Source organism: Vibrio navarrensis (assembly GCF_000764325.1).
GTDB lineage: Bacteria > Pseudomonadota > Gammaproteobacteria > Enterobacterales > Vibrionaceae > Vibrio > Vibrio navarrensis.
Map to the genome: position 1 here is coordinate 1,955,406 of NZ_JMCG01000001.1, position 21,194 is coordinate 1,976,599.

Annotated in this window: 17 protein-coding genes; 12 read left to right on the forward strand and 5 right to left on the reverse strand. The window is 48.5% G+C overall.

Going from position 1 to position 21,194, the window contains the following annotated elements; all coding sequences use genetic code 11:
- Positions 1–50: 50 nt before the first annotated feature.
- From glgX to EA26_RS08685, 7 genes are all read left to right on the forward strand, one after another.
- Positions 51–2,126 (forward strand): glycogen debranching protein GlgX, encoded by a 2,076-nt coding sequence (glgX, locus tag EA26_RS08665; RefSeq protein ID WP_039426777.1) that lies wholly within the window; start codon positions 51–53, stop codon positions 2,124–2,126.
- 24 nt (positions 2,127–2,150) lie between these two features.
- Positions 2,151–2,414: a hypothetical protein gene (locus EA26_RS22080; protein WP_200877687.1), complete on the forward strand. Its 264-nt coding sequence runs from the start codon at positions 2,151–2,153 to the stop codon at positions 2,412–2,414.
- Between the two features lie 10 nt (positions 2,415–2,424).
- Positions 2,425–3,384 carry an AGE family epimerase/isomerase gene (locus EA26_RS22085; protein ID WP_200877688.1) on the forward strand — a complete coding sequence of 320 codons (960 nt, stop codon included), beginning with the start codon at positions 2,425–2,427 and terminating at the stop codon, positions 3,382–3,384.
- The gene (locus EA26_RS22090; RefSeq protein WP_200877689.1) at positions 3,338–4,303 is read left to right on the forward strand and encodes an STAS domain-containing protein; all 966 of its coding nucleotides are present in this window, start codon (positions 3,338–3,340) and stop codon (positions 4,301–4,303) included. The genes EA26_RS22085 and EA26_RS22090 overlap by 47 nt, the downstream gene beginning before the upstream one ends.
- Positions 4,304–4,398: 95 nt before the next feature.
- Positions 4,399–5,067 (forward strand): hypothetical protein, encoded by a 669-nt coding sequence (locus tag EA26_RS08675; protein ID WP_039426780.1) that lies wholly within the window; start codon positions 4,399–4,401, stop codon positions 5,065–5,067.
- Between the two features lie 141 nt (positions 5,068–5,208).
- The gene (locus tag EA26_RS08680; protein ID WP_039426783.1) at positions 5,209–7,185 is read left to right on the forward strand and encodes a methyl-accepting chemotaxis protein; all 1,977 of its coding nucleotides are present in this window, start codon (positions 5,209–5,211) and stop codon (positions 7,183–7,185) included.
- 8 nt (positions 7,186–7,193) lie between these two features.
- Positions 7,194–8,561, forward strand: a complete 1,368-nt coding sequence (locus EA26_RS08685; protein WP_052079669.1) for an ABC transporter substrate-binding protein — start codon at positions 7,194–7,196, stop codon at positions 8,559–8,561.
- A gap of 125 nt (positions 8,562–8,686) precedes the next feature.
- On the opposite strand, the gene EA26_RS08690 is transcribed toward EA26_RS08685, so the two are convergent.
- Both EA26_RS08690 and EA26_RS08695 read right to left on the reverse strand, forming a co-directional pair.
- The gene (locus EA26_RS08690) at positions 8,687–8,944 is read right to left on the reverse strand and encodes a DUF2999 family protein (protein ID WP_039426786.1); all 258 of its coding nucleotides are present in this window, start codon (positions 8,942–8,944) and stop codon (positions 8,687–8,689) included.
- A gap of 180 nt (positions 8,945–9,124) precedes the next feature.
- A complete protein-coding gene (locus EA26_RS08695; protein ID WP_039426789.1) occupies positions 9,125–9,373 on the reverse strand; it encodes a DUF3297 family protein in 249 nt (82 codons plus the stop codon).
- A 212-nt stretch (positions 9,374–9,585) separates the two neighbouring features.
- Here EA26_RS08695 and EA26_RS08700 point away from each other — a divergent pair, with 212 nt between their 5' ends.
- Positions 9,586–9,996 carry a hypothetical protein gene (locus tag EA26_RS08700; protein WP_226978313.1) on the forward strand — a complete coding sequence of 137 codons (411 nt, stop codon included), beginning with the start codon at positions 9,586–9,588 and terminating at the stop codon, positions 9,994–9,996.
- A 46-nt stretch (positions 9,997–10,042) separates the two neighbouring features.
- Here EA26_RS08700 and EA26_RS08705 read toward each other — a convergent pair whose 3' ends face one another.
- Entirely contained in the window at positions 10,043–12,520 is a 2,478-nt protein-coding gene (locus EA26_RS08705) for an EAL domain-containing protein (RefSeq protein WP_039426795.1), read from the reverse strand.
- Between the two features lie 188 nt (positions 12,521–12,708).
- Here EA26_RS08705 and EA26_RS08710 point away from each other — a divergent pair, with 188 nt between their 5' ends.
- The 3 genes from EA26_RS08710 (at position 12,709) to EA26_RS08720 (ending at position 18,667) form a co-directional block, all read left to right on the forward strand.
- Positions 12,709–13,665 (forward strand): diguanylate cyclase, encoded by a 957-nt coding sequence (locus EA26_RS08710; RefSeq protein ID WP_052079672.1) that lies wholly within the window; start codon positions 12,709–12,711, stop codon positions 13,663–13,665.
- Between the two features lie 12 nt (positions 13,666–13,677).
- Positions 13,678–17,136 (forward strand): ATP-binding protein, encoded by a 3,459-nt coding sequence (locus EA26_RS08715; protein ID WP_039426798.1) that lies wholly within the window; start codon positions 13,678–13,680, stop codon positions 17,134–17,136.
- A gap of 646 nt (positions 17,137–17,782) precedes the next feature.
- Complete coding sequence (locus EA26_RS08720; RefSeq protein WP_039426801.1) at positions 17,783–18,667, forward strand: hypothetical protein; 885 nt, start codon at positions 17,783–17,785, stop codon at positions 18,665–18,667.
- Positions 18,668–18,765: 98 nt separating this feature from the next.
- On the opposite strand, the gene EA26_RS08725 is transcribed toward EA26_RS08720, so the two are convergent.
- A complete protein-coding gene (locus EA26_RS08725; protein ID WP_039426804.1) occupies positions 18,766–19,602 on the reverse strand; it encodes an alpha/beta fold hydrolase in 837 nt (278 codons plus the stop codon).
- A gap of 88 nt (positions 19,603–19,690) precedes the next feature.
- Between EA26_RS08725 and EA26_RS08730 the strand changes: the two genes are divergently transcribed.
- A complete protein-coding gene (locus tag EA26_RS08730; protein WP_039426805.1) occupies positions 19,691–19,876 on the forward strand; it encodes a hypothetical protein in 186 nt (61 codons plus the stop codon).
- A gap of 69 nt (positions 19,877–19,945) precedes the next feature.
- Here the strand turns inward: EA26_RS08730 and EA26_RS08735 are convergent, their stop codons facing one another.
- Positions 19,946–21,145, reverse strand: coding sequence for a DEAD/DEAH box helicase (locus EA26_RS08735; RefSeq protein WP_039426806.1), 1,200 nt, complete (start codon positions 21,143–21,145; stop codon positions 19,946–19,948).
- Positions 21,146–21,194 lie beyond the last annotated feature (49 nt).

Sequence of the window (21,194 nt, forward strand, 5' to 3'; positions counted from 1 at the left end):
CTCGGCGAGATGGCTGAGCGATGTTTAGCCCTCTGTGAGAGGGAACCACTATGCTTGCTTACACGACCAGCAAGGGGAAACAGCACCCGCTGGGGGCCAGTGTCACTACGGCTGGCGTTAACTTTTCGCTCTTTTCACGCGCCGCCAACTCGGTTGAGTTGCTGCTATTTGAAAAGCACGACAGCGTTGAACCGCTGCAAATCATCACACTCGATCCGAGTGAAAACCGCACCTTCTTCTTCTGGCACATTTTTGTGGAAGGGCTCAAACCGGGTATGCATTACGCCTATCGTGTTGATGGCCCACAAGACCCCGATCAAGGGCTGCGCTTTAACCCGCGCAAAGTGCTGCTAGACCCATACGGCAATGGCGCAACCGACGATCTGTTTGTCCGCGCAGATGCCTGTGGCGACAAAGGCAATTTAGCCACCTCAATGCGCAACGTAGTGATTGATCTTGATGCGTATGACTGGGAAGGCGATCAGCCCCTCAATCGTCCGATGAACGAAACGATCATCTATGAAATGCACACGGGCGGCTTTACTCGCTCCCCCAGTGCGAAAGTGAAAAATCCGGGCACTTACCAAGCCATTATCGAGAAAATTCCGTATCTCAAATCGTTCGGTATCACCGCGGTTGAGCTTTTGCCAGTGATGCATTTTGACGAAACGACGCCGCTGCGAACCAATGACGATGGCACCGAGCTGACCAACTACTGGGGTTACAGCACCATCAACTTCTTTGCCCCGCATCCCGGGTATTGTGTTTCACCGCAAGAAGGCTGCCATATCAATGAGTTTCGTGACATGGTCAAAGCGCTGCATAAAGCGGGTATCGAAGTGATCCTTGATGTGGTGTTTAACCATACCGACGAAGGCAATCACCAAGGGCCGACACTCAATTTTAAAGGGATTGATAACCTGACCTATTACGACCTCAACCCCGAACAGAAACGCTTTTACATGGACTACACCGGTTGCGGCAACACCTTTGACTGCAACATGCCCGTTGTCGAAAAGTTGGTGGTGGAGAGCTTAGAGTTTTGGGTTAAAGAGATGCACGTCGACGGCTTTCGTTTTGATGAAGCTTCAGTGCTAAGTCGCGATATGAACGGCCAGCCGATGGAGTACCCGCCAGTGCTATGGCAAATCGAACTCTCTGAGGTGCTTGCTGATACTAAAGTCATCGCCGAGGCGTGGGATGCCGCTGGTTTGTATCAGGTCGGCCATTTTCCCGGCTATCGCTGGGCAGATTGGAATGGTCGTTACCGTGACGACATGCGCTGTTTTGTACGCGGTGACGCGGGGCTGGTGGGCGCTGTTGCCAACCGTCTGTCGGGCAGTGCCGATTTGTATCAAGGCTCAGGGCGCAAACCGGTCAACAGCATTAATTTCATCAATTGCCACGACGGCTTCACGCTTAATGATCTCGTGAGTTACAACCAAAAGCACAACCTAGCCAATGGTGAGGGGAACAACGACGGCAACAATGACAACATGAGTTGGAACTGTGGCGTAGAAGGCCCGTGCGACGATGACGCAATCAAAGCGTTGCGCCTGCAACAAATGAAAAACTTCGCCACTTTACTGATGATCAGTCGCGGGGTGCCGATGTTTTTGGCTGGCGATGAGATCTGTCGGACCCAGCAGGGTAACAATAACGCCTATTGTCAAAACAATGCCCTCAACTGGTTTGACTGGCAACTGACTGAGCAAAACCAAGCGATGCTCCGGTTCTTCCGACAGCTAATCCAATTTAGAAAATCCCATCCGACCTTGTATGCCAACGCTTTCTTTGACAACGAAGTCAACTCGCGTGGCTTAGCCGACGTAAGTTGGCACGGTGTCGAATTGAATCAACCCGGTTGGGATGACCCCAACGCCAGAGCGCTCTCTTACACCTTGGCGGGGCGTGGGGAAGAGGCCGATTTGCACATCATGCTCAACATGTATTGGGAAAGTGAACGCTTTGAATTACCGCAAGTTACAGGGCGTAAGTGGTATCTCGCTTTAAATACCGCGAACCCATCGCCTGATGATTTTTATGAAGAAAAACAACGTCCTGAAGTGCGTGAAGGCCGATTTGACGTCAGCGGCCGCAGTATCGCCATTTTGGTTTCGAAGTAAGAAAAGTTGCTAGGAGTAAGCACAATGTTAAATGTAGATTTTACTTTTTCTGACATGATTGCTGGGTACGTGCAATCATTTGATTTCAAGACAGATATCGCCGTAATGCACACCTCGGACGGGCGTGAGTTTAACCTCAAGCTGACCGATACGGTGTTTGCTGAGGTGGTGCGTAATCTGGGTGAAGCCTATCGCGATTGCACCGCGAATATCCGTGACATGTTGGAGCCGGGCCGCTTCTTATTTGTCTATGGTGTTTTTTTATCCAGAGGATCACAAGCCCTTTGAGGCGAAACACTTGGTTTTCCTCGGGCAAAATGTTGGTGAGTTTCGCTTTGAAAAATCCAACTGGTGGGTTGAGCAAATCGACTCTCTGGCAGATTTCTACATCAATGCACAATTTGGCAACGGCGAGATCGATTACAAGAAATACCGCACCCATCTAACGCTAGAAGGGAGCCACGAACAAGATATGCGTCAGGAGACAGACACCATTTCTCGCTTGGTGTACGGTTTTGCCTCGGCTTATCTATTGACGGGGAAAGACAAGTACCTCGAAGCGGCAGAAAAGGGCACGCTTTACCTGCGTGAGAACTTTCGTGCCCACGACACGCAGCAAGACATCACTTACTGGTATCACGCAATTGATGTCAAAGGCGGTAAAACGCGCAAAATTCTCGCTTCCGAGTTTGGCGATGACTACGATGCCATTCCGGCCTACGAGCAGATTTATGCTCTGGCGGGCCCAGTGCAGACTGGCCGTATTAGCGGCGACCCTGAGATTTTCAATGATGCGCGCATGACGATTAACTTGTTTGAGAAGTACTTTAAAGATCACAAACAGGGCGGCTATTTTTCTCATGTTGACCCGATCACCTTTAATCCAAGAGCAGACAGCCTGACTCGCGATCGTGCACGAAAAAATTGGAACTCAGTGGGCGATCACGCGCCAGCGTATCTGATCAACCTCTTTCTTGCCTCCGGTGAAAAGCAACATCTGGATATGCTGACCTACTGCGCCGATACGGTAGTGAACCATTTCCAAGACTACGAGCACAGCGCTTTTGTACAGGAGAAGTTCCACGAGGACTGGAGCAAAGATCAAACTTGGGGTTGGCAGCAAAACCGCGCGGTGGTCGGACACAACCTGAAAATTGCATGGAACCTGATGCGTATCATCTCAGCGAAAAAAAGAGGACAGTTATCAGCAGTTGGCGGAACGCATTGCGGCGCTTATGCCAGAGCATGGCATGGATAAACAGCGTACCGGTTGGTATGACGTGGTTGAGCGTGAACTGGCGGATGGTGAACAGTTCCACCGTTTCGCTTGGCACGATCGCAAAGCGTGGTGGCAACAAGAACAGGGCATTCTCGCCTACCTGATTTTGCACGGCATTTTGGGTAAAGACGAGTATCTGAAGTACGCACGTGAATCGCAGGCCTTCTACAATGCTTGGTTCTTGGATACCGATAACGGCGGCATCTACTTCAACGTGCTTGCGAACGGTTTGCCCTATCTGCTTGGGCAAGAACGAGAAAAAGGCAGCCATAGCATGAGTGGTTATCACTCGTTTGAACTGTGTTACTTGGCGGCTGTGTACGGCAACTTGCTCATCCATAAACAGCCGATGGATTTATACTTCAAGCCGCTGCCGAACGGATTTAAAAATCGCGTTCTCCGCGTCGCTCCAGATATCTTGCCGCAGGATTCCATCGTGATTGAGTCGGTATCGATTGATGGCCAGCCTTATGACAAGTTTGATGCCAAGGCGTTAACCGTCGACTTGCCGCAGTCGGACAGCCGTTTATCGGTAAAAGTCAGACTCACGCCAACCAGCGGCGTCGATCACTTTAAAGTGCAGGTCGAGAAACAAGCGGAGGCGTGTGTGGTACGTCTATCCGGCGCTTTTGATGAGCGCGCTATCCCGACGTTTAGTCAGTATGTCGGTGACATGGAAGGCAGCAGCCGTTTGGTAATGGAATGCAGTCAACTGGATTCCATTTGCCCGGCGGCGATCCGCGAGATTATGTTTATCAAGCAGAAACTGACGATAGACGAACGTCTGTGTTTTGTTGCGGTGAATGAGTCTGTGCAGAAATCGCTGCAAAACAGTGAGATTTTCAGTGAAATCGAACTCTACTCTTCATTGGGTCAGGCGCTAAGCGCAAAACGTTAATCGCACAGGCGAGTAAAGGAGATGCTATGGCTGTATCCAAACTTGTGATTTTTCGTCGCTGGCTAATTGGTTGGATAAAAAATCCTTGAGTGGATATGGTCATTGGCATTTTTGTCTTAATCACCGCAATACTTGAGTTCGCGGTCGAAGAGACACATCAATTGAGTGGAGCAAAAGGGCTGTTCTTACTTGGAAGTTGGGTGGTGCTTAAGGCAACGCTAAGGCTGCTTGAAAGTGTCGACCTTCTGGTGGATTCGGCTCAGCATTTCTATAAAAAAGAGAAGCCGCGATTTTTACTCAGATTCAACTTTATTGCTCTGATTCATATCATGATCGCCATATTGCTGGTGGTGATTGGCGTCAGTGAAGCGATTCAGGAATTTGATAGTGAAGTGGCGCTTAGCCAAGTTTGGCACTGGAACTTAGTGTTGGTGGGGGCGATGTTCATGGTCAAAACCACGGGAGAGTTGATGGACGCTATCTACTTTGCCAGTAAAGCGGCAAGAAAAACCATGGCGCGCACTGCGCAGCAGGCCATTCGCTGGTTACGATTTCCGAGGATGGAATTGGCGATGGCGTTTATGGTGCTGTTTATCTCCGCTTGGGAGCAGTTACTTCGCCCCGGTTTTCTCAATCTTGCACCACACCATGGGTTGGCATTCTATGCATTGGTGCATATCACTCGCTTCTTTGCCTCAATGGCAGAAACGACCGATTTGATTTATCTCTCTGAAAGTGAAAGCCACTACCATCACGAAGATTAGCCAAAGCGCGCTCTTTCTGTTTCTCCTCGCTTAATCCCGACTGCAACACTAAACATCACAAATCGTGATGCCCGTTGCACCACCTGCGCTAATCAGGGCTATGTTTAATCTATCTACTCATTCATCAACGAGGATATGTACATGGGCTTATCTATCGTACAGCGGATTATCGCTGGATTCGTGTTGATGCTCCTGTTGTTGATCTTATTGGGCGTCATCAGTACGTTTAAAATTCAAGGCATTAATGATGGTTTGTCTCAGGTCACCGATAAGGCGACGCCTTTAGTGGTGTCGGTGGCTGGGCTTAAAGAAGCGTTACAAGAGAGTAACCGTTGGGTGCTTGAGTTTCGCACCAGCGAAGATGCCAACGAATTACCGCAACTTTCGAGTCGCTTTCAGGACCAGCAAGCTCGTTTTCGGCAACTTAGCCAAGAAATGAACAAACTTGCCTCAGAAGAAAGCCAAAGCCAGTTCCTGCAGGTGCTCAAAGCGACCGATCAATTCTACGCACAAGCGGACCAAGTGTTGGCGAAACATGGTGAATGGGTCAATGCCTTGTTGCAACGCCGTGAGCTGGAAATCGCCTTTATTCGTTTAGAAGACACCTACCAATGGGCGGCGGATTTGTTGTTGCAACAGAGTGCTAGCCAACGCTCAATGCGCAATAAAGCGGAGTTAATTACCTCGGGGATTGCCCGAGATCTGAAAAACATCCGCCGCGCCGATGCCAAAACCGACCTCAATGAGCTGGAAAAAGTGCTGAGTAAAGATATCGAAATGGCGCGCAAACGGCTCGAACGGGTGCTGGTGGCGGATGATGTCAAGGCGCGCTATGTGGCGAACCTGAACCGCTTGCAAGAATTGGCGCTTGGGCAGCAAGGTTTGCTGGCAACTATGCGCAAAGCGCAGCAGCTTGAAAACGACCTAGTGAGCCAGAACCAACAGGTTGATGCCAGCCTAGCCAACAGCCTCTCAAAGCTGGATGAAATGGCACAATCGGCGGGCAGAATCGCAGAGCAAAGCCGCGTGCTCGCAGATGCGGCGGTGAGCAGTGCCAATTTCTGGATCATGGCGGTGTCTGCCATTTCTGCGGCGGTGGCGCTGGTTATTGGCTACACCACCGCGCGCAGCATTCAAAGACCATTGCAAAAAATCAACAGCGAGTTGGCCTATATGGCCAAAGGTGACATGACGCGCCGAATCAATTATCAGACCCGCTGTGAGTTTGGCGAACTGTCCCGTTCTATCGACATTCTGGCCGACAAAACCGGTGAACTGCTGTCGCAAATTAACGCCGGATCACGCCACTTGGTGGAAGAAGCGAGCCGCTCAGCTGAAATAAGTGAACGAGCGATGGCGCGTGTACAAGAACAAAAGAGCCAGACTGACCAGGTCGCGGCAGCGATTACTGAGCTTGAAGTGAGTGCTACCGAGGTTGCCCGTTCGACCGATGGCGCGAAAGACGAGGTGGATCGCGCTGATGCCGAAGCGAAGAATGGCCGCCAGAAAGTCGCGACTACACGGCGCATTACCGAGCAGCTTGCAACCGATATGGAGTCTGCCGTCGGCATTACCCACAAACTGGGCGAGTTTAGCAACAACATTGGCAGTATCTTGGATGTGATTCGCGGTATCGCCGAGCAAACCAATTTATTGGCCTTGAACGCCGCGATTGAGGCTGCTCGCGCGGGCGATGCCGGACGCGGTTTTGCGGTGGTGGCTGATGAAGTGCGCGCGCTGGCAACGCGCACGCAAACCTCGACCGAAGAGATCCAAAATATGATCGAGAATTTGCAGCAATCAAGCAAAGAAGTGGTGGAAGTGATGGGCCGCAGCCAAGAGCAAACGCGGACCTGCGTGGAGCAAACGCGAGAAATGGACAGCGCATTGCAGTCGATTGCGGATCGCATGAGTGCGATTAAAGAGATGGCCGACCAAGTCGCACACGCGGCGCAAGAGCAGATTTTGGTTAGCCAGAGCGTCGCCCACCACGTGACGGGCATCTCGGAAGTGGCGCATGAAACTGAACGGGAAGCGAGAGAATCGGCTACCAGCAGTGAAGTGTTGGCCGATCTGGCGGCGAAACAGCAACAACTCATTGCACATTTCAAGGTTTAGGAGGGCTTATGACCAACAAGTGGATTGGAGCGTTGAGTCTCCTGTTTTGTAGCCAACTGATGGCAAGTGAACTGGTGATCGAAAGCTGGCGTGGTGATGATAAAGCGTTGTGGGAGCAAAAAATCATCCCGGCCTTTGAAGCTGTTCACCCTGACATCAAGGTTAAATTTCATCCGGTGCAGAACGTCAACTACATGCCGACCTTGTGGCAAAACCTCAAGGCAGGTAAAGCGGGTGACTTAATCACCTGTCGCCCGTTTGATGACTCATTAGCGCTGTTTAAAGCGGGGCATCTTGCTGAGTTGACCGAAATGGCAGGGATGGAAAACTTCCCCAGTTTTGCCCAAGCTCCATGGCAAACCGACTCCGGTGCGCAGACCTTCTGTGTGCCGATGGCATCGGTGATTCATGGTTTCTTTTACAACAAAACCATCTTTAACCAGCTGGGTTTGAGTGTGCCACAAACACGCGATCAGTTCTTTGCGGTGCTGGATAAAGTGAAAGCCGATGGCCGTTATGTGCCGCTATCTATGAGCGGTTCAGAAAGCTGGGTTTCTTCTGAGCTCGGCTTTCAAAATATCGGCCCCAACTACTGGAAGGGAGAAGATGGCCGCTTGGCGCTGATTAATGGTCAGGAACGTTTGGACGATCCGCAATATGTTGAGGTATTTGAAGAACTAGCCCGTTGGCGCAAATATCTTGGTTCGGGGGGCGAAAGTCGCGATTATGGCACCAGTAACGAGCTTTTCACCTCAGGAAAAGCGGCGTTTTATGTCGCGGGTTCGTGGGAAATTGCCCCTTTCACTGGCAAGGTGGATTTTGGAGTGATGCGCCCACCAGTGGCAAAAGCGGGCGAAGGCTGCTTTTTTACTGACCATACCGACATCGGCATGGGGATGAATCCGGCGAGCAAGAATCCGCAAGCGGCGAAAGCGTTCTTGCAATGGCTCACTACGCCTCAGTTTGCCGAGCTTTATACCAACTCGCTCCCCGGTTTCTTCTCGCTTTCAAACCATTTCTTTGATGTTACCAACCCTGCGGCAAGGGAGATGATGGAGTGGCGCGATCAGTGTGACTCTACCATTCGTGTGGCGACGCAAATTCTCTCGCGCGGCACGCCCAAGTTGGGGGATGAGCTGGCCGAGGTGAGCCAAGCGGTGTTGCTTGGCAAAATGGCACCGAAAGCGGCTGCTGAGCGTTTGGAAGCTGGGCTGCAAGGTTGGTACGCACCACATCAAAACATGCCAGAGAAAGAGCCAAGTTGTCAGTGTGTTGAAGCGGCAAGCATGCCAATATCGAACAGCAATGAGGTGATGTTGTCAGCCACCGTCATAGAAGGCTTTGCCGCAGAAGAGAGTGAGCAGATATCAGAATAACGGCGCAAAATAGGCGTGGGTTGTTTTGCACTTGCGAAGCAAGATGCACAGACATATTAAAGTTAAAGCGGCCTTCTTGAGCCGCTTTATGTTTCCTGAAGGTAAACAATTTAGGGGAGAGCCGGTTATTGTGACTGCTGCATTTTCGCTTTCGCTTCTTCCACTTTAGAGAAATCAAGGCCGAGTTCTTCCACGGCTTCTTTGATCAGAGTAGGGTTTTGCATCACTTGCGCCATCAGCGCTTGCAACTGATCTTGAGGTAAACCGAGCTGTGAGATGGTCATCATAGCGGCGAGCGGGTTTTGTGTTAGCGCTTGGAAAAGCTCGTTAATCTGCTCGTCACCAATATTATTTTCTTTCAACATCGCCAGAATTGGGTTCATCACATTTCCTTTTAATCGATACACGAAATAGACAGAAAGTTTAGCACTTGGTTAAACAGGGGTGAACTGGCAAAGGCGCGTTTTATCGCTGCGACCAGTAAGAGCTCGGGGGAAAACAGCAGAAAAAGAAAAGCCGATGCAAGCATCGACTTTTCAGGTTGTCAGTGAAAGCAGATGACATTACACGTAGTAAGCTTCAACCGTGCCTTTCAATTGAATCAGCATTGGATTGCCGTAGCGATCTTTCGCTTTGGGTGATGGAATTTTAATCCAGCCTTCGCTGATGCAGTACTCTTCAACATCAGTACGCTCTTTGCCGTTAAAACGGATACCGATTTGGTGTTCGAAACACTCTTTAATGAAGAATGGGCTGCGTGGATTGCCCGCTAGGCGATCCGGTAGGGCTGGTTTTGCCGTAGTGTCGTTCATGTTTTTTGACCTAAAGTCGCTAAAAAAGTGCGCCATTGTAGACAGAGCCAGCGCGCTGTTCAAGTGGCGTCGTTATCGTTCACGCAAGCCAAAACCGCTGGGCAACCGTGGTTTGTTTGGTTTTGCTTAACCTCAATTCACCAACTTTTGACAGTCATCGATGAGCTGAGCAGGTAAGCTCAGTTTCTGGCAAACAATGAATATCTGAGATTATGTTAAGAAAATACGTTGCGTTATTGTGTTTACTCTGCGCCTCAAGCGTTCAGGCAGCCGATGATTGTCAGGTCACGATTGAACAATTTCATGATGTGGAGCAGGGCTACCGAATCAAAGGAACAACGGATGGAAATCGCTCCTTCGTGGCACCAAATCCACCGCTTCGCTGCGCAGAAATCACCATCACTTCGACGTCTCGCAAAGAAAAAGTCGCCATTTGGTTGCGTGAGCACATTGAAGCGACCTTGATTGATGGACGTGAAGTGACCGCTACACAACTCAACTTTAAACAAGATGACGTTAAGGCGGGCTACATTACCTTTCGCCCGCAGCAAGCGGTTTGGGCGTATGTCTGTTTTAGTGAAGATGCCACACCAATCGCCAGTATTGAGTGCGAGTTGGACTGATTGTGAACGCTTATTTACGCACTCAAAAAGGCAGTTTAAGATTGCTTCATACCTTCACATAGTTTGCTTTTTCCAGCAAAGTATACAGCGTGTCATAGGTGACAGGGCGTGAGAACAAAAAGCCTTGGCCCAACTCGCACTCTAATTCACGCAGAAGCTTTTCTTCCTGTGCGGTTTCAATCCCTTCAGCAACCAAGGTTAAGCCTAATGATTTGGCCAGATGAACGACAGTTTTTACGATGTTAAAGCTCTGCTCATCTTTGGTCATGTCACGGACAAATGCCCTATCGATTTTCAGCTCATCGATTGGGAAGGCTTTGAGATAAGAGAGACTTGAGTAGCCAGTGCCGAAATCGTCGATAGAAATGGACACACCCAGTGCTTTAATGCTCAACAGTATGTTTCTCGTGGTTTCGAAGTCATTCATTAAGGCGCTCTCGGTGACTTCCAACTCCAATAAGTGGCTAGGTAACTGAGTTTCTTGAAGAACAGCGCTGACCTCGTTAGCAAAGTCGGGGTTGGCGAACTGTTTCGCCGCGACATTGACAGAGAAGCGTGTGGGCATGCCATCGTCGAGCATCTGCTTTGCTATTCGGCAACTTTTCGTCATCACTTGCAAACCAAGTAGGTTGATAAGGCCAGTTTCTTCCGCGATTGGGATAAAATCGAGCGGTGAAATCAGGCTGCCATTGGTATCTCTTAACCTAACCAGTGCCTCACAGCCGACAATAGCGTGGTTTTGCAGGTTATACTGTGGCTGGAACAGCACCTCTAATGCGTTGTGTTCAACTGCCTGCCGAAGTTGGATCTCAACATGATGGCGGTGGAGCAGTTCGGACTCTAAATCTTGCGAGAAGAAGCAGTGCTGCTGTTTACCCTGTTTCTTCGCCCGGTACATCGCGGTGTCGGCATATCGCAGCAGTTTCTCTTCGCTATCGGCATCATCTGGGTAGATGCTAATACCAATGCTGGCGGTGATTCGATGGGCCGTACCGTTGATATAAAACGGATGATTGATGGCAAGCTGCAAATCAGTGGCAAAAGAGTCAATCGTGCCGAGATTGGAGACATTGGTGGCGATGATAATGAACTCATCTCCGCCTGCTCGGGCGATGGTGAAATCAGGCAGACAGTGTTCCGCTAAGCGGGTAGCGAGTTTTTTGATCAGAAGATCTCCGACGTGGTGCCCTTGCGTATCGTTGATGTATTTGAAATTATCGATATCAATCAGCAGCATCGCGAGACGCCTCTTTTGGATCTGCGCGATGCGCATCGCATTGTGGAGCCTATCGTGCAGTAGTACTCTGTTGGGCAGATCGGTTAGTTGATCATGGTTGGCTAAATGGCTCATTTTCACTGACATGGCAATCGCTTCACTCACATCATGGAAAACGATGATGGCACCAATGATATTGCCTTGGTTGTTGCGGATCGGTGCCGCAGAATCTTCGACCCGATACACTTTGTTATCTCTTGACGTGAGCTGGCAGTTTAGCGCCATGGCGACGGTGCGCTGTTCTTTTAGCGCCAATAAGATAGGATTAAAACTCTTTTGTTCGGTGGTGGCATCGCACAGCAACATTACCTCTTCAATATGCTTGCCTTTGGCTTGCGTCTGCCGCCAACCTGTCATGCTTTCGGCGATTGGGTTCATGAAGGTGATGTGCGCGTTAACATCGGTGGCAATGACGGCATCGCCAATCGAGTTTAACGTGACGTTAAGCCACTCTTTCTCTTCGGTTAAAGCGACTTGAGTATTGACGATGTTGGTCATATCGACCGCTGTGACGATGTAGCCAATCAATTTGCCGTCGGTAATGCGTCGCTTCACATGGATATCTAAATGTTTGCTTCCCGCCACATAGGTATTGAGCTCATAGCGAAACACCAGGTTATTCTGATCTTGCTGACAGCAGACTTCCCTACGAATGCGCTGTGCGAGCGCTTCCGGCAAAACCATATCGATACTGGCCTCTCTATCCAGCTCTTTGTCGGTGCTGAGACCAAACCAATTTTTGCTGTAATCATTACAAAAGCGTCGTTCCCACTGCGGTGACCAATAAGAAACAAAAATCGGCAATTGGCTGAGCAGATCCTGCAGATCACCTTTAGCAACGGAGAGAGCATCGGATTGGATACGCAGCTGCAGTTGATTGAGTACCCGAAAACGGCAGAGACGCATGTCAATTGGCTTGGCAATGAAATCTACCGCCCCATATTCAAACGATTGGTACTCCATGTCGGTTTCGTTGTGCGAGGTGATAAAAATAACGGCGGTGTTTGCGGTGTCTGGGTTTTCCAGTAACTGCTTACATAAGCTTAAGCCATTGAGCGTTGGCATCTCAATATCAAGAATCGTCACTTTGGGTTGATGTACTGCTGCAAGATCAACAGCCTGTAACGGATCAGTCGTGGAGATGATTCGCCCTAAACCTCGTAAGGCCTCTTCCATAATGATCAAATTGGTTTGCTCGTCATCCACAATTAAAATGCTGACGTCAAATGGAACATTACTAGATGACATACGTCGCCTGCCTTAGCTGAACTCGTCATGATTCATTTCGTTCTGGACACCTTGTCCATTGTGCCAGTATGAACTAGCCTAAGTTAGAGTTGTTATCATTGTTGCTTAGAAACTTGATGGATATAGATCTGCTTCAAAAAGAAATATAGTTCTGTATAACGAAAAAGTACAAAAGGATAAGTACCAACGTGCTAGGTGAGTTGCAAAAGCGGCAGGATAGGGCGACCGTGCTTGTGGTTGATGATGAATTGATCAATCGCGAAGTCATCAAGGAGTGCCTGTCGTCTGCATTTAACGTTATTACCGCGAGCAGTGGCGAAGAAGCAATTGCCCTTGCCACTGAAGCGTCGCCAGATTTAGTCATACTCGACATCATGATGGAAAAGATTGATGGGTGGACCACCTGTTCCATCATGAAATCTTCGCCACGCATCTGCCATATTCCGGTTATTTTTGCCACTTCATGCGATGACGATGACGCGCAGATCCGCTGTTGGGAAGCAGGATGCGTTGATTTCATTACCAAACCGATCAACTTCGCTACGCTAGAGCATCGAGTGAAAACACATGTCACGCATAAACTACAAACCGAGCACTTGGAAACCTTATCCAAGCGTGATGTATTGACCAAAGTGCTTAGCCGCCGCGCACTAGAGGAAGATTACCCGGTGATTGCTGGACATTGCAGGCGTAATGGATCCCCTTGTTCTGTTCTAATTGCGGATATCGATGATTTCAAATTGTACAACGATACCTATGGTCATCTTCCTGGAGACGAAGCGTTATGCACGGTAGCAAAATTACTTAGTGACACCTTAAAACGCGTCACAGATAGGATTTATCGTTTTGGTGGTGAAGAGTTTGTGATCATCTTGCCCAACGCCGATTTTCACGGTGCAAAATTGGTGGCGAGCCGACTTAATGCAGCGCTAAAACAGCAGTGGATAGAGCACGCAGCTAGCCCAATCGGATGCATTACCATCAGTATCGGCGGCGTATCTTGTCGTGCAGAAGAGATACCACAAGAACCTGCGCAGGCCTTAGCGGTGGCCGATGATGCTCTCTATCAAGCAAAAGAACTGGGGAAAAATGGCAACGTCGTGGTGAGAATGGCTGCGGCAAAGCCAAAGCAAGTCCTCGGCTGAAGGAACGGCATCATGTGGATGAAAAAGTTTTTCTTAGGAATATTTTTGGTATTTATCCTCTTGTCTGGGTTTGTGACTTATCAGTACAGCCAATATGCGACGTCGCAGATCACCCAAGATGCACAAAAATCGCTGATCTCCGCGACGAAAAACAAAGTCTCGTTGTTGGAGAAAAGCATTGCTTCAAACATCGGTTTGTTAAAGTTTCTTCATTCCACTCCGCCTATCTCAGGCATTGGCCGAGCGTTAGAGAACAATGGTAACGATCCCGCGGACAATACCACACTAGCCCAATGGAAAAATCGCCTTGATGTGATTTTTAAAGCTCTGATTGAAAACAACAGCGAACTTTTGCAGCTGCGCATCATCACCGTGGCGGACGGGCGAGAGTTCTTGCGTGTAGACCGAGACGGTGGTCGAGTGATTGCCGTGCCTGAGCAGCGGCTACAAGATAAAAGTGATGAATCCTATTTCGCCGCCGCCGCAGAGTTGGAGTTTGGTGAGGTGTACGTCTCACCCATCAACTTGAACCGTGAATATGGAAAAATTGTTTTTCCGACACAGCCCGTCTATCGCATCGCGATGGCGATTTTTGGCCCTAGTGGCGATCGCTTTGGCTTCTTAATCATGAACATTGATGCCACTGAACTTATTCAACGTTTTGTCGCAGAAACGGGGTTCATCAATGAATTCTGGCTGGTTGATCAAGCCGGCAATTTTGTCTTTTCGACCAACAGCAAATTGAACTTTTCCGCGCAACTGAATCCGTCTTGGACTCTGCAGAGTCTTTACGACGTTACCTCCTTCGGTGCGGAAGGATTGGCAACCATCGCTGAAAAAGCGGAAGGGAAAATGCAATGGTTAGCGGATAGGGAAGTGGTGTATACCGGCACGAGCCGAGATGAGCATCTGTTTGTTTACAGCCTATTGAATCAAACCGTCATCGACCAAAGGATCAACGCAAGGCACCGAGAGATCATCACCATGGGCGGCATTTCCGTCTCTATTCTCGCGATCATCACCTTGGTGTTTTATCGTTCCTATCGCGCAAGTAATAAGCTGAACAACGCCAATTCAACTTTCCAAGCGATTGTCGATGGCTCAGTGGACGCTCTCATCTGCATCGACGAGACTGGTTTAGTCAAAACGTGGAATCATGCGGCGGCGCAGCTATTTGGTGTGCCGCAATCGTCGGTACTCAATAAACCTGTCTCTGAATTTGTCAAACTGCATAATGTTGATTTGCTCAAACAGCTCACCGTCTCGAAAAGCAAAGGTTCCGTGTTGGCCTTCAAAGATACTTTTGATGATAAAAGTGGCTATTTAAAACATTTAGATATCAGTCTATCGCCGATTGTTCATCGTTCATCGCAAATGGAATCCGTTGCCCTGCGGTTAAGAGATATTACTTCAGAGGTGCGTAGCGAAGAGCTGCTCAAACAGAGCAATGCGCAGGTTAGGGAACGCACCGAAGAGTTAAAGCGGCATAGCGAAGAGCTGGAAGTTGCCCACAAACAGGCGATGGAGGCAAGTTTGGCGAAAAGTAATTTTATCTCCACGATCAGCCATGAAATGAGAACACCGCTTAACGGCATAATGGGAACACTCAACTTGATTCAAAATGATCCCCTGACGTCAAGCCAGCAAAAATACCTCACCATGGCGGAGCGTAGCGTCAGTACGTTAGCGGTGCTGATCAATGACATTCTCGATTTATCGAAAATCGAATCAGGCAAGTTGGAAGTGCATAATCAAGAGTTTTCACCACGTGAGGAAGTAGAAAGTATTGTCCAGTCCATGTCGGTGAAAGCGATAGAGAAAGGGCTAGAACTGATCATTGATACCACCAATATTCACCATTCTCGCGTCATTTCCGACCCTAATCGGCTTAAGCAGGTGATCAATAATTTGCTCAACAATGCGATCAAATTTACCAATGAAGGGGAAATTCGCGTTGTTGCTTCCACTAGCACGCTGGAACAAGGTAGCGTGCGGTTGAGTGTTGATATTTTTGATACTGGGATTGGCATTGCTCAGGAAAATCAGCACAAGCTATTTCAGCCTTTTTCTCAGGAATCTTCTGAGACAGCGACTAAGTTTGGCGGGACAGGTTTAGGGTTGTCTATCTGTCGTCAGTTGTGCCAGTTAATGAATGGCGATATTGGCTTTGAGTCGATTCAAGGTAAGGGGAGCCACTTCTATTTCTACCTCGATATGCCGGAATCAGAATGCGACAGCGACTCTTTGGCCGCAGAGTTGCAAGGTAAGCGCATTGGGCTATGCCTCAACAATGATTCGTTGCGTAACGTGGTGGCGAAGATGATCCTTAGTTGGGGCGGGCAAGTGTCTGAGCCAAAGGCGTCAATTGAACAGTGGCTCAATCATCAGGTATTCGACGCCATCATCTTTGAAGCCGAATCGCGTCACTACAATGCACTGATGAAAGCACTGAAAGCACGTACGGCCGCTCAATCCACTTTGCCAATGCAGTTAATTGAACTGAATGCCTCAACACCATTGCCGCCCTATCAAATGGGCGGAGAGTTGGACGTTACCATAATCTCTAAGCCTGTCCTCAGTGAAGACTTGTTAGCCGTGTTAAATGGGAACGACGCAGAAGAGGATGTGACAGAAGAGGAATCAGCTCAGCGTTCGACTAAGCCCTTTCAAGTCGATTTACATGGAGTGAGAGTGGTGATTGTCGATGACAACGACATCAATCAGGAAGTGGCTAAGGGATTTTTGGCACCGCTGAATGCCTCGATTGATTGTGTCTCCAATGGCCTCGATGCGCTCAATCTGGTGATGGAAAAACACATCGATGGACAAGCGTATCACTGCATTCTGCTCGATTGTCAGATGCCAGTGATGGACGGCTACGAATGCGCCAGACAGCTACGTTACAACTCACAAAAATATGGACACAGTAATGTGCCGATCATTGCGATGACGGCAAACGCCTTCTCGGGCGAAAAAGAGAAATGTTTGGCACACGGCATGAGTGATTACATCACCAAGCCCGTTGACTCGGAGAGGTTGGTGGAGAAAGTATCACGCTGGACGAAAAAATATCAGAATCAACGTGGTGCTGAAGCGATACAAACGCAACAGGTGACAGCGAAATCGACCTATAAAGGCTGGAGAAAAGATCAGGCGCTAAAGCGCATGGCAGGAAACCAAGCACTGTTGGATAAAATCGTCACCATGTTTCAGGCCTCTTCTGTTGAATATATGGAAAAATTGGAATCTGAAATCTCCGCTCGCAACATTGATGAAGTCACGCAGTGGAGCCATAAACTGAAAGGTTTGTGCGGTGACATCGGCGCGCAAGACCTTAGAGAAATGTTGGCTGAGATGGAAAAAGAAGCACGCAAACAAGAAGAGTGCGACATCACGCAGATCGAAACCACTTATCGCCAAGCTAAGCAAGAGTATTCAAAACTGATGGAAGCGATCGCCAGCCCTGCATAAACACGGAAACGCCGCATGAATCTGCGGCGTTTTTCATTATCCGATTTGGGAAATATTTAATGTTTTAAATATCAAAGTCTTGGTCTAAAACTGCTCTTTCCCCAAGTCGAAAATCCGTTCAACGCCTTCTTATGAAGTGGGCTCTATTTTAGGAATAAACGTACTTGCTTCCTCCCGCTAATTTATGTCTCTTAATTCCAATCTGCTTGATGGTAGGTGTCGCTTCCTTGAGTAAAAAGTGAGCTATTAGTAGTTTGTTTGTAGGTTGCGAGGCAAACCTCAAGATCTCTCGCTGCGTTACATCCCTGCGCTTGCCCAAAGAATGGCAGTGGAGCCAAGCGCCGACCATAGCGCAACTGTTCGATCGTGCAGCAGAAGAGCTGTACTAAGTTCTTATATTGTGGACAAATGCATGGTTATAACGTTTTTGTTATCAGTTGCTTGAGTAGACCTAGGCGTTGACATCTGGTATTTTCGTCGAGCTGCTCTGCGCTTCACAAAATGTTACAATTGGGTGTCATTTTTGTGTTGACCTTTGCAGGGTGGAAGTTTGCTTAAAGCAGCGTAGGCTGTGGACTGGCAAGCGTTCGGGCTCTAATGAATTTGCATTGGAGAGTGACTGTTGAATGAGTTGTAAACAGGCCTTATGCAAAACAGCAAGGAAAGCTTCAATGTCGCCGTGTCTGAGCAAGAAATCCGCAAAATGGATACGCTGCTGCAAAACATTGACACGGATATGGCGGTCTCTATGTCTTACGTACGCCGCGCTCAAGGTATCTCTTTCAAGCAGCTCGAGCAACGTTTCTCGGGCATCAATGGTTCGACGCTCAAGCGTTACATGCAGCAAAGTTATCCGTCGATGCGCCCCATCCATGTGGTGGCCGCGCTAACTTGGGTCATGATGGTGCCGATGACCAGCTTTTACTATGGCCTGAAAATGAAAGAGCAGTTTCGTGGCATGGACGACAAAGCCATTGAGGCTCTGCTCTGTATAGGCCGACTGCCCAGCGATCAGTTCAAGCTATATTTGGAATTAGTGGCGAACTTAATGAATGAAGACGACCGCGTGGCGTTTCTTCGCTTCAAAAGTGAGCTTGAATCGCAAACGGGTTTGCTGAGTAACTACAACGAGCTACTTCCTCCTCCTGTGCTGGATATCCACGAATTCGCGATTGACTACTACCGCTCTGTGGCGATTACTGTGAAACGTTTTCGTTTGCAGCACAACATTCCACTGGAAACCATTGCGCGTGTACTGGGCATTTCAGAATATCAGTACCAAATTTTGGAAGACGTGAACAAGGTACGCGATTTCCCGGTGGCGATTGGTTTTCGTGTCAAGTTGGGTTTCCATCTAAGTTCGCACGTTAACTTTACCAGCGAGATGCGCCAATTCCCTGAGTTCCATCAGTTGCGTCAGGTGCAGCATGTGCGCGATGCGTTGATTGTGGAAGCTTTGACCAAGGTTGAAAAGTCACGGAAAAATAGCGCTATCGATATACTGATGAGTTTATCAAAGATATACATATAAAATGTGACATTGATAAGGTGAGTGGAAATAATCAACCCAAATTGCACAGCGACTTGAGTTGATTATAAATGCATGAAAAATGAAAATAGCCTAAATTTTTACGTTAGGCTGGCGAATGTTTTTTGCAACGCAACAGATGAAGCGGCTTGGGCGATTAATATGTCCGCGACTTTGTCTGGATGTTGTAAATGGACTAAATGGTCCGCATTTTTTATCACAATAAAGTGACTTCGATTGAGTTTGGCAGAAAATTCTTGCGCCACTTCTTTGGTGACATAAGGGTCAAATTCACCGACACAAATAGTGCAGGGGATATTGATATTTTCAATATTTGCTGGCGTATGAACTAATAAGCGAACGGAGTTCTCAAAGAATACATCAATGCGTTCTTGCTCCATTTTGCCGACTTCTCGCTCTGTGGCACGAATGATGGCGCTGTTTCTGGGAATATCTGGATGCGTGATCGTCAATGAATGGGTAAAACTTTTGGCGAATGCCACTGGGCTTTCCATGGCGGCCGCAATCATTTTCTTGGTGGCAAAACGGCCAGAAGAGGGAATACCGGGAACGCCGCCACAAATGGAGAGGCTGAGCACGTTCGGCCAAAGGTCGCACAGCTCCACCGCAACCGCTGTGGCGTATGAGAATCCCATCACGTGGGCTTTGTCTATGCCTAAATAGTGAATGAGATCTTTGAGCATTTTTGCTTGATCGCGAATGCTGATGGTCGAGTCCAACGGCGTGGTGCGCCCTGTGCCCGGGACTTCAATGGTGATGCAGTTCAGTTGCGTGGCGAAGCGGGTCGAAAAGGCATGTACGCTTTCGATATCTTGCAGAGCACCAAGCAAAAAGATCGCAAATTGGTCGGAATGTTTGCTTGGATAAGCGCGGTAGCGGTATTGGCGGCCGTTCAATACAATTTTTTGGATTTCCATGTTGTTCTCCTTTAGGTTAAAGAAGAACACAATATAAATGATTGAAAAATATATAAGAATTAACGTTAAAGTTAGGTTAGGTGCATTAATGAAAAATGAAGATCTGGAGCAATACCTTTCTCAGGCAGATCAGTCAGTTAAAGATTTTATGGCTGAAGTGCTAGAAACATTGGGAAAAAAAATTAGTGAAGAAGAAGAGCCGTTGATCAGTTTGCAATATTTTGGTGCCAAACTGGAAATTAAACTGCTCTCCTTTGATGGTGTTTATGATTAATCTATTAATAATGAAATGCTATTACCGAGATGTATATAATAAAAATGCCAGCAATTGCTGGCATTTTTATTATTTGTTGTCATTGGGTGGGCGTTTGTGTTTAGGCACATAATTTAAGATTGAAATCGGCACCGGCTTTTTCGGCGTAAAACCGTCTATTTCGCGGCGCTCAAGTAGATGGCCTAAGCGGCTTTCAATCATGCATAGATTCTTGAAGTTATCTTTAGAAACGAAGGAGATCGCTTCACCCTGTGCGTTGGCCCGCCCGGTTCGCCCAATGCGATGCACGTATTCGTCGGCCGGGAACGGCAGATCGTAGTTGACCACTCGCGGTAGCGCTTCAATGTCAATCCCGCGTGCCGCCACACCGGTTGCCACCAAGTATTTGATTTTACCTGCTTTGAAATCTTCCAGCAGTTGAGCACGACTTGCTTGGCTGCGGCCACTATGGAACGCTTCTGCGTGAATGCCGCGTTTTTCCAGCTGAGAAACCAACTTAGCTGCCCCATGCTTGGTTTCAATGAAAATCAGTGTTTGATCCCACTGATTTTGCTGGATTAGATGGCTCAAAAGTGCCGATTTTTGATCTTTGTCGACAGTAATAATCCACTGCTCAATGTTGGCTTTGGAGGCCTGCTTCGCCGCGATGCTGATCTCAAACGGGTTGTGGATTACGCTTTTCGCCAGATCGCGCACTTTGTTCGACAAAGTGGCAGAAAACAGCAGATGCTGCATCGTCTCCGGCAAACGATCGAGGATCTTGTTGATGTCGTCGATAAAGCCCATATCCAGCATGCGGTCCGCTTCATCGAGAACTAAAATCTCTACTTCTTCAAAGTAAACCGCGCGTTGGCCGTAGAGATCGAGCAATCGTCCGGGCGTGGCTACCAGAATATCTACGCCATCAATCAGTGCTTGCTTTTGCGCTTTCTCATCCACACCGCCATAGATAGCCAGTGAGCGTAACGCCAATGGTTGGCCGTACTGCTGAATTTTGTCATCGACCTGAATGGCGAGCTCACGGGTAGGCACTAAAATCAGCGCGCGGATGCGTTTTTTCTTTTGCGTTTGCGCGCCCTGCAGTTTGTGCAAAATCGGCAATACAAAACTGGCGGTTTTCCCCGTGCCCGTTTGCGCCGCGGCAATGACATCTCGTCCTTGCAAAATCACAGGGATAGCTTGACTTTGGATATGGGTCGGCTTCTCGTAACCGAGCGCGCTGACCGCTTGTGCCAATGGTTGGCATAGGCCGAGTTGAGTAAATGACATGCGAATCCTCACTGAATGGGTATCAAAATCGCGTCACTTCTACTGGTGG

What these genes read in the sequence shown, in the direction of transcription:
- glgX (WP_039426777.1), top strand. Translation starts at nt 51, where the DNA reads ATGCTTGCTTACACGACCAGCAAGGGGAAACAGCACCCGCTGGGGGCC.
- EA26_RS22080 (WP_200877687.1), top strand. Translation starts at nt 2,151, where the DNA reads ATGTTAAATGTAGATTTTACTTTTTCTGACATGATTGCTGGGTACGTG.
- EA26_RS08675 (WP_039426780.1), top strand. Translation starts at nt 4,399, where the DNA reads ATGGTCATTGGCATTTTTGTCTTAATCACCGCAATACTTGAGTTCGCG.
- EA26_RS08680 (WP_039426783.1), top strand. Translation starts at nt 5,209, where the DNA reads ATGGGCTTATCTATCGTACAGCGGATTATCGCTGGATTCGTGTTGATG.
- EA26_RS08685 (WP_052079669.1), top strand. Translation starts at nt 7,194, where the DNA reads ATGACCAACAAGTGGATTGGAGCGTTGAGTCTCCTGTTTTGTAGCCAA.
- EA26_RS08690 (WP_039426786.1), bottom strand. Translation starts at nt 8,944, where the DNA reads ATGAACCCAATTCTGGCGATGTTGAAAGAAAATAATATTGGTGACGAG.
- EA26_RS08695 (WP_039426789.1), bottom strand. Translation starts at nt 9,373, where the DNA reads ATGAACGACACTACGGCAAAACCAGCCCTACCGGATCGCCTAGCGGGC.
- EA26_RS08700 (WP_226978313.1), top strand. Translation starts at nt 9,586, where the DNA reads ATGTTAAGAAAATACGTTGCGTTATTGTGTTTACTCTGCGCCTCAAGC.
- EA26_RS08705 (WP_039426795.1), bottom strand. Translation starts at nt 12,520, where the DNA reads ATGTCATCTAGTAATGTTCCATTTGACGTCAGCATTTTAATTGTGGAT.
- EA26_RS08715 (WP_039426798.1), top strand. Translation starts at nt 13,678, where the DNA reads ATGTGGATGAAAAAGTTTTTCTTAGGAATATTTTTGGTATTTATCCTC.
- EA26_RS08720 (WP_039426801.1), top strand. Translation starts at nt 17,783, where the DNA reads ATGCAAAACAGCAAGGAAAGCTTCAATGTCGCCGTGTCTGAGCAAGAA.
- EA26_RS08725 (WP_039426804.1), bottom strand. Translation starts at nt 19,602, where the DNA reads ATGGAAATCCAAAAAATTGTATTGAACGGCCGCCAATACCGCTACCGC.
- EA26_RS08730 (WP_039426805.1), top strand. Translation starts at nt 19,691, where the DNA reads ATGAAAAATGAAGATCTGGAGCAATACCTTTCTCAGGCAGATCAGTCA.
- EA26_RS08735 (WP_039426806.1), bottom strand. Translation starts at nt 21,145, where the DNA reads ATGTCATTTACTCAACTCGGCCTATGCCAACCATTGGCACAAGCGGTC.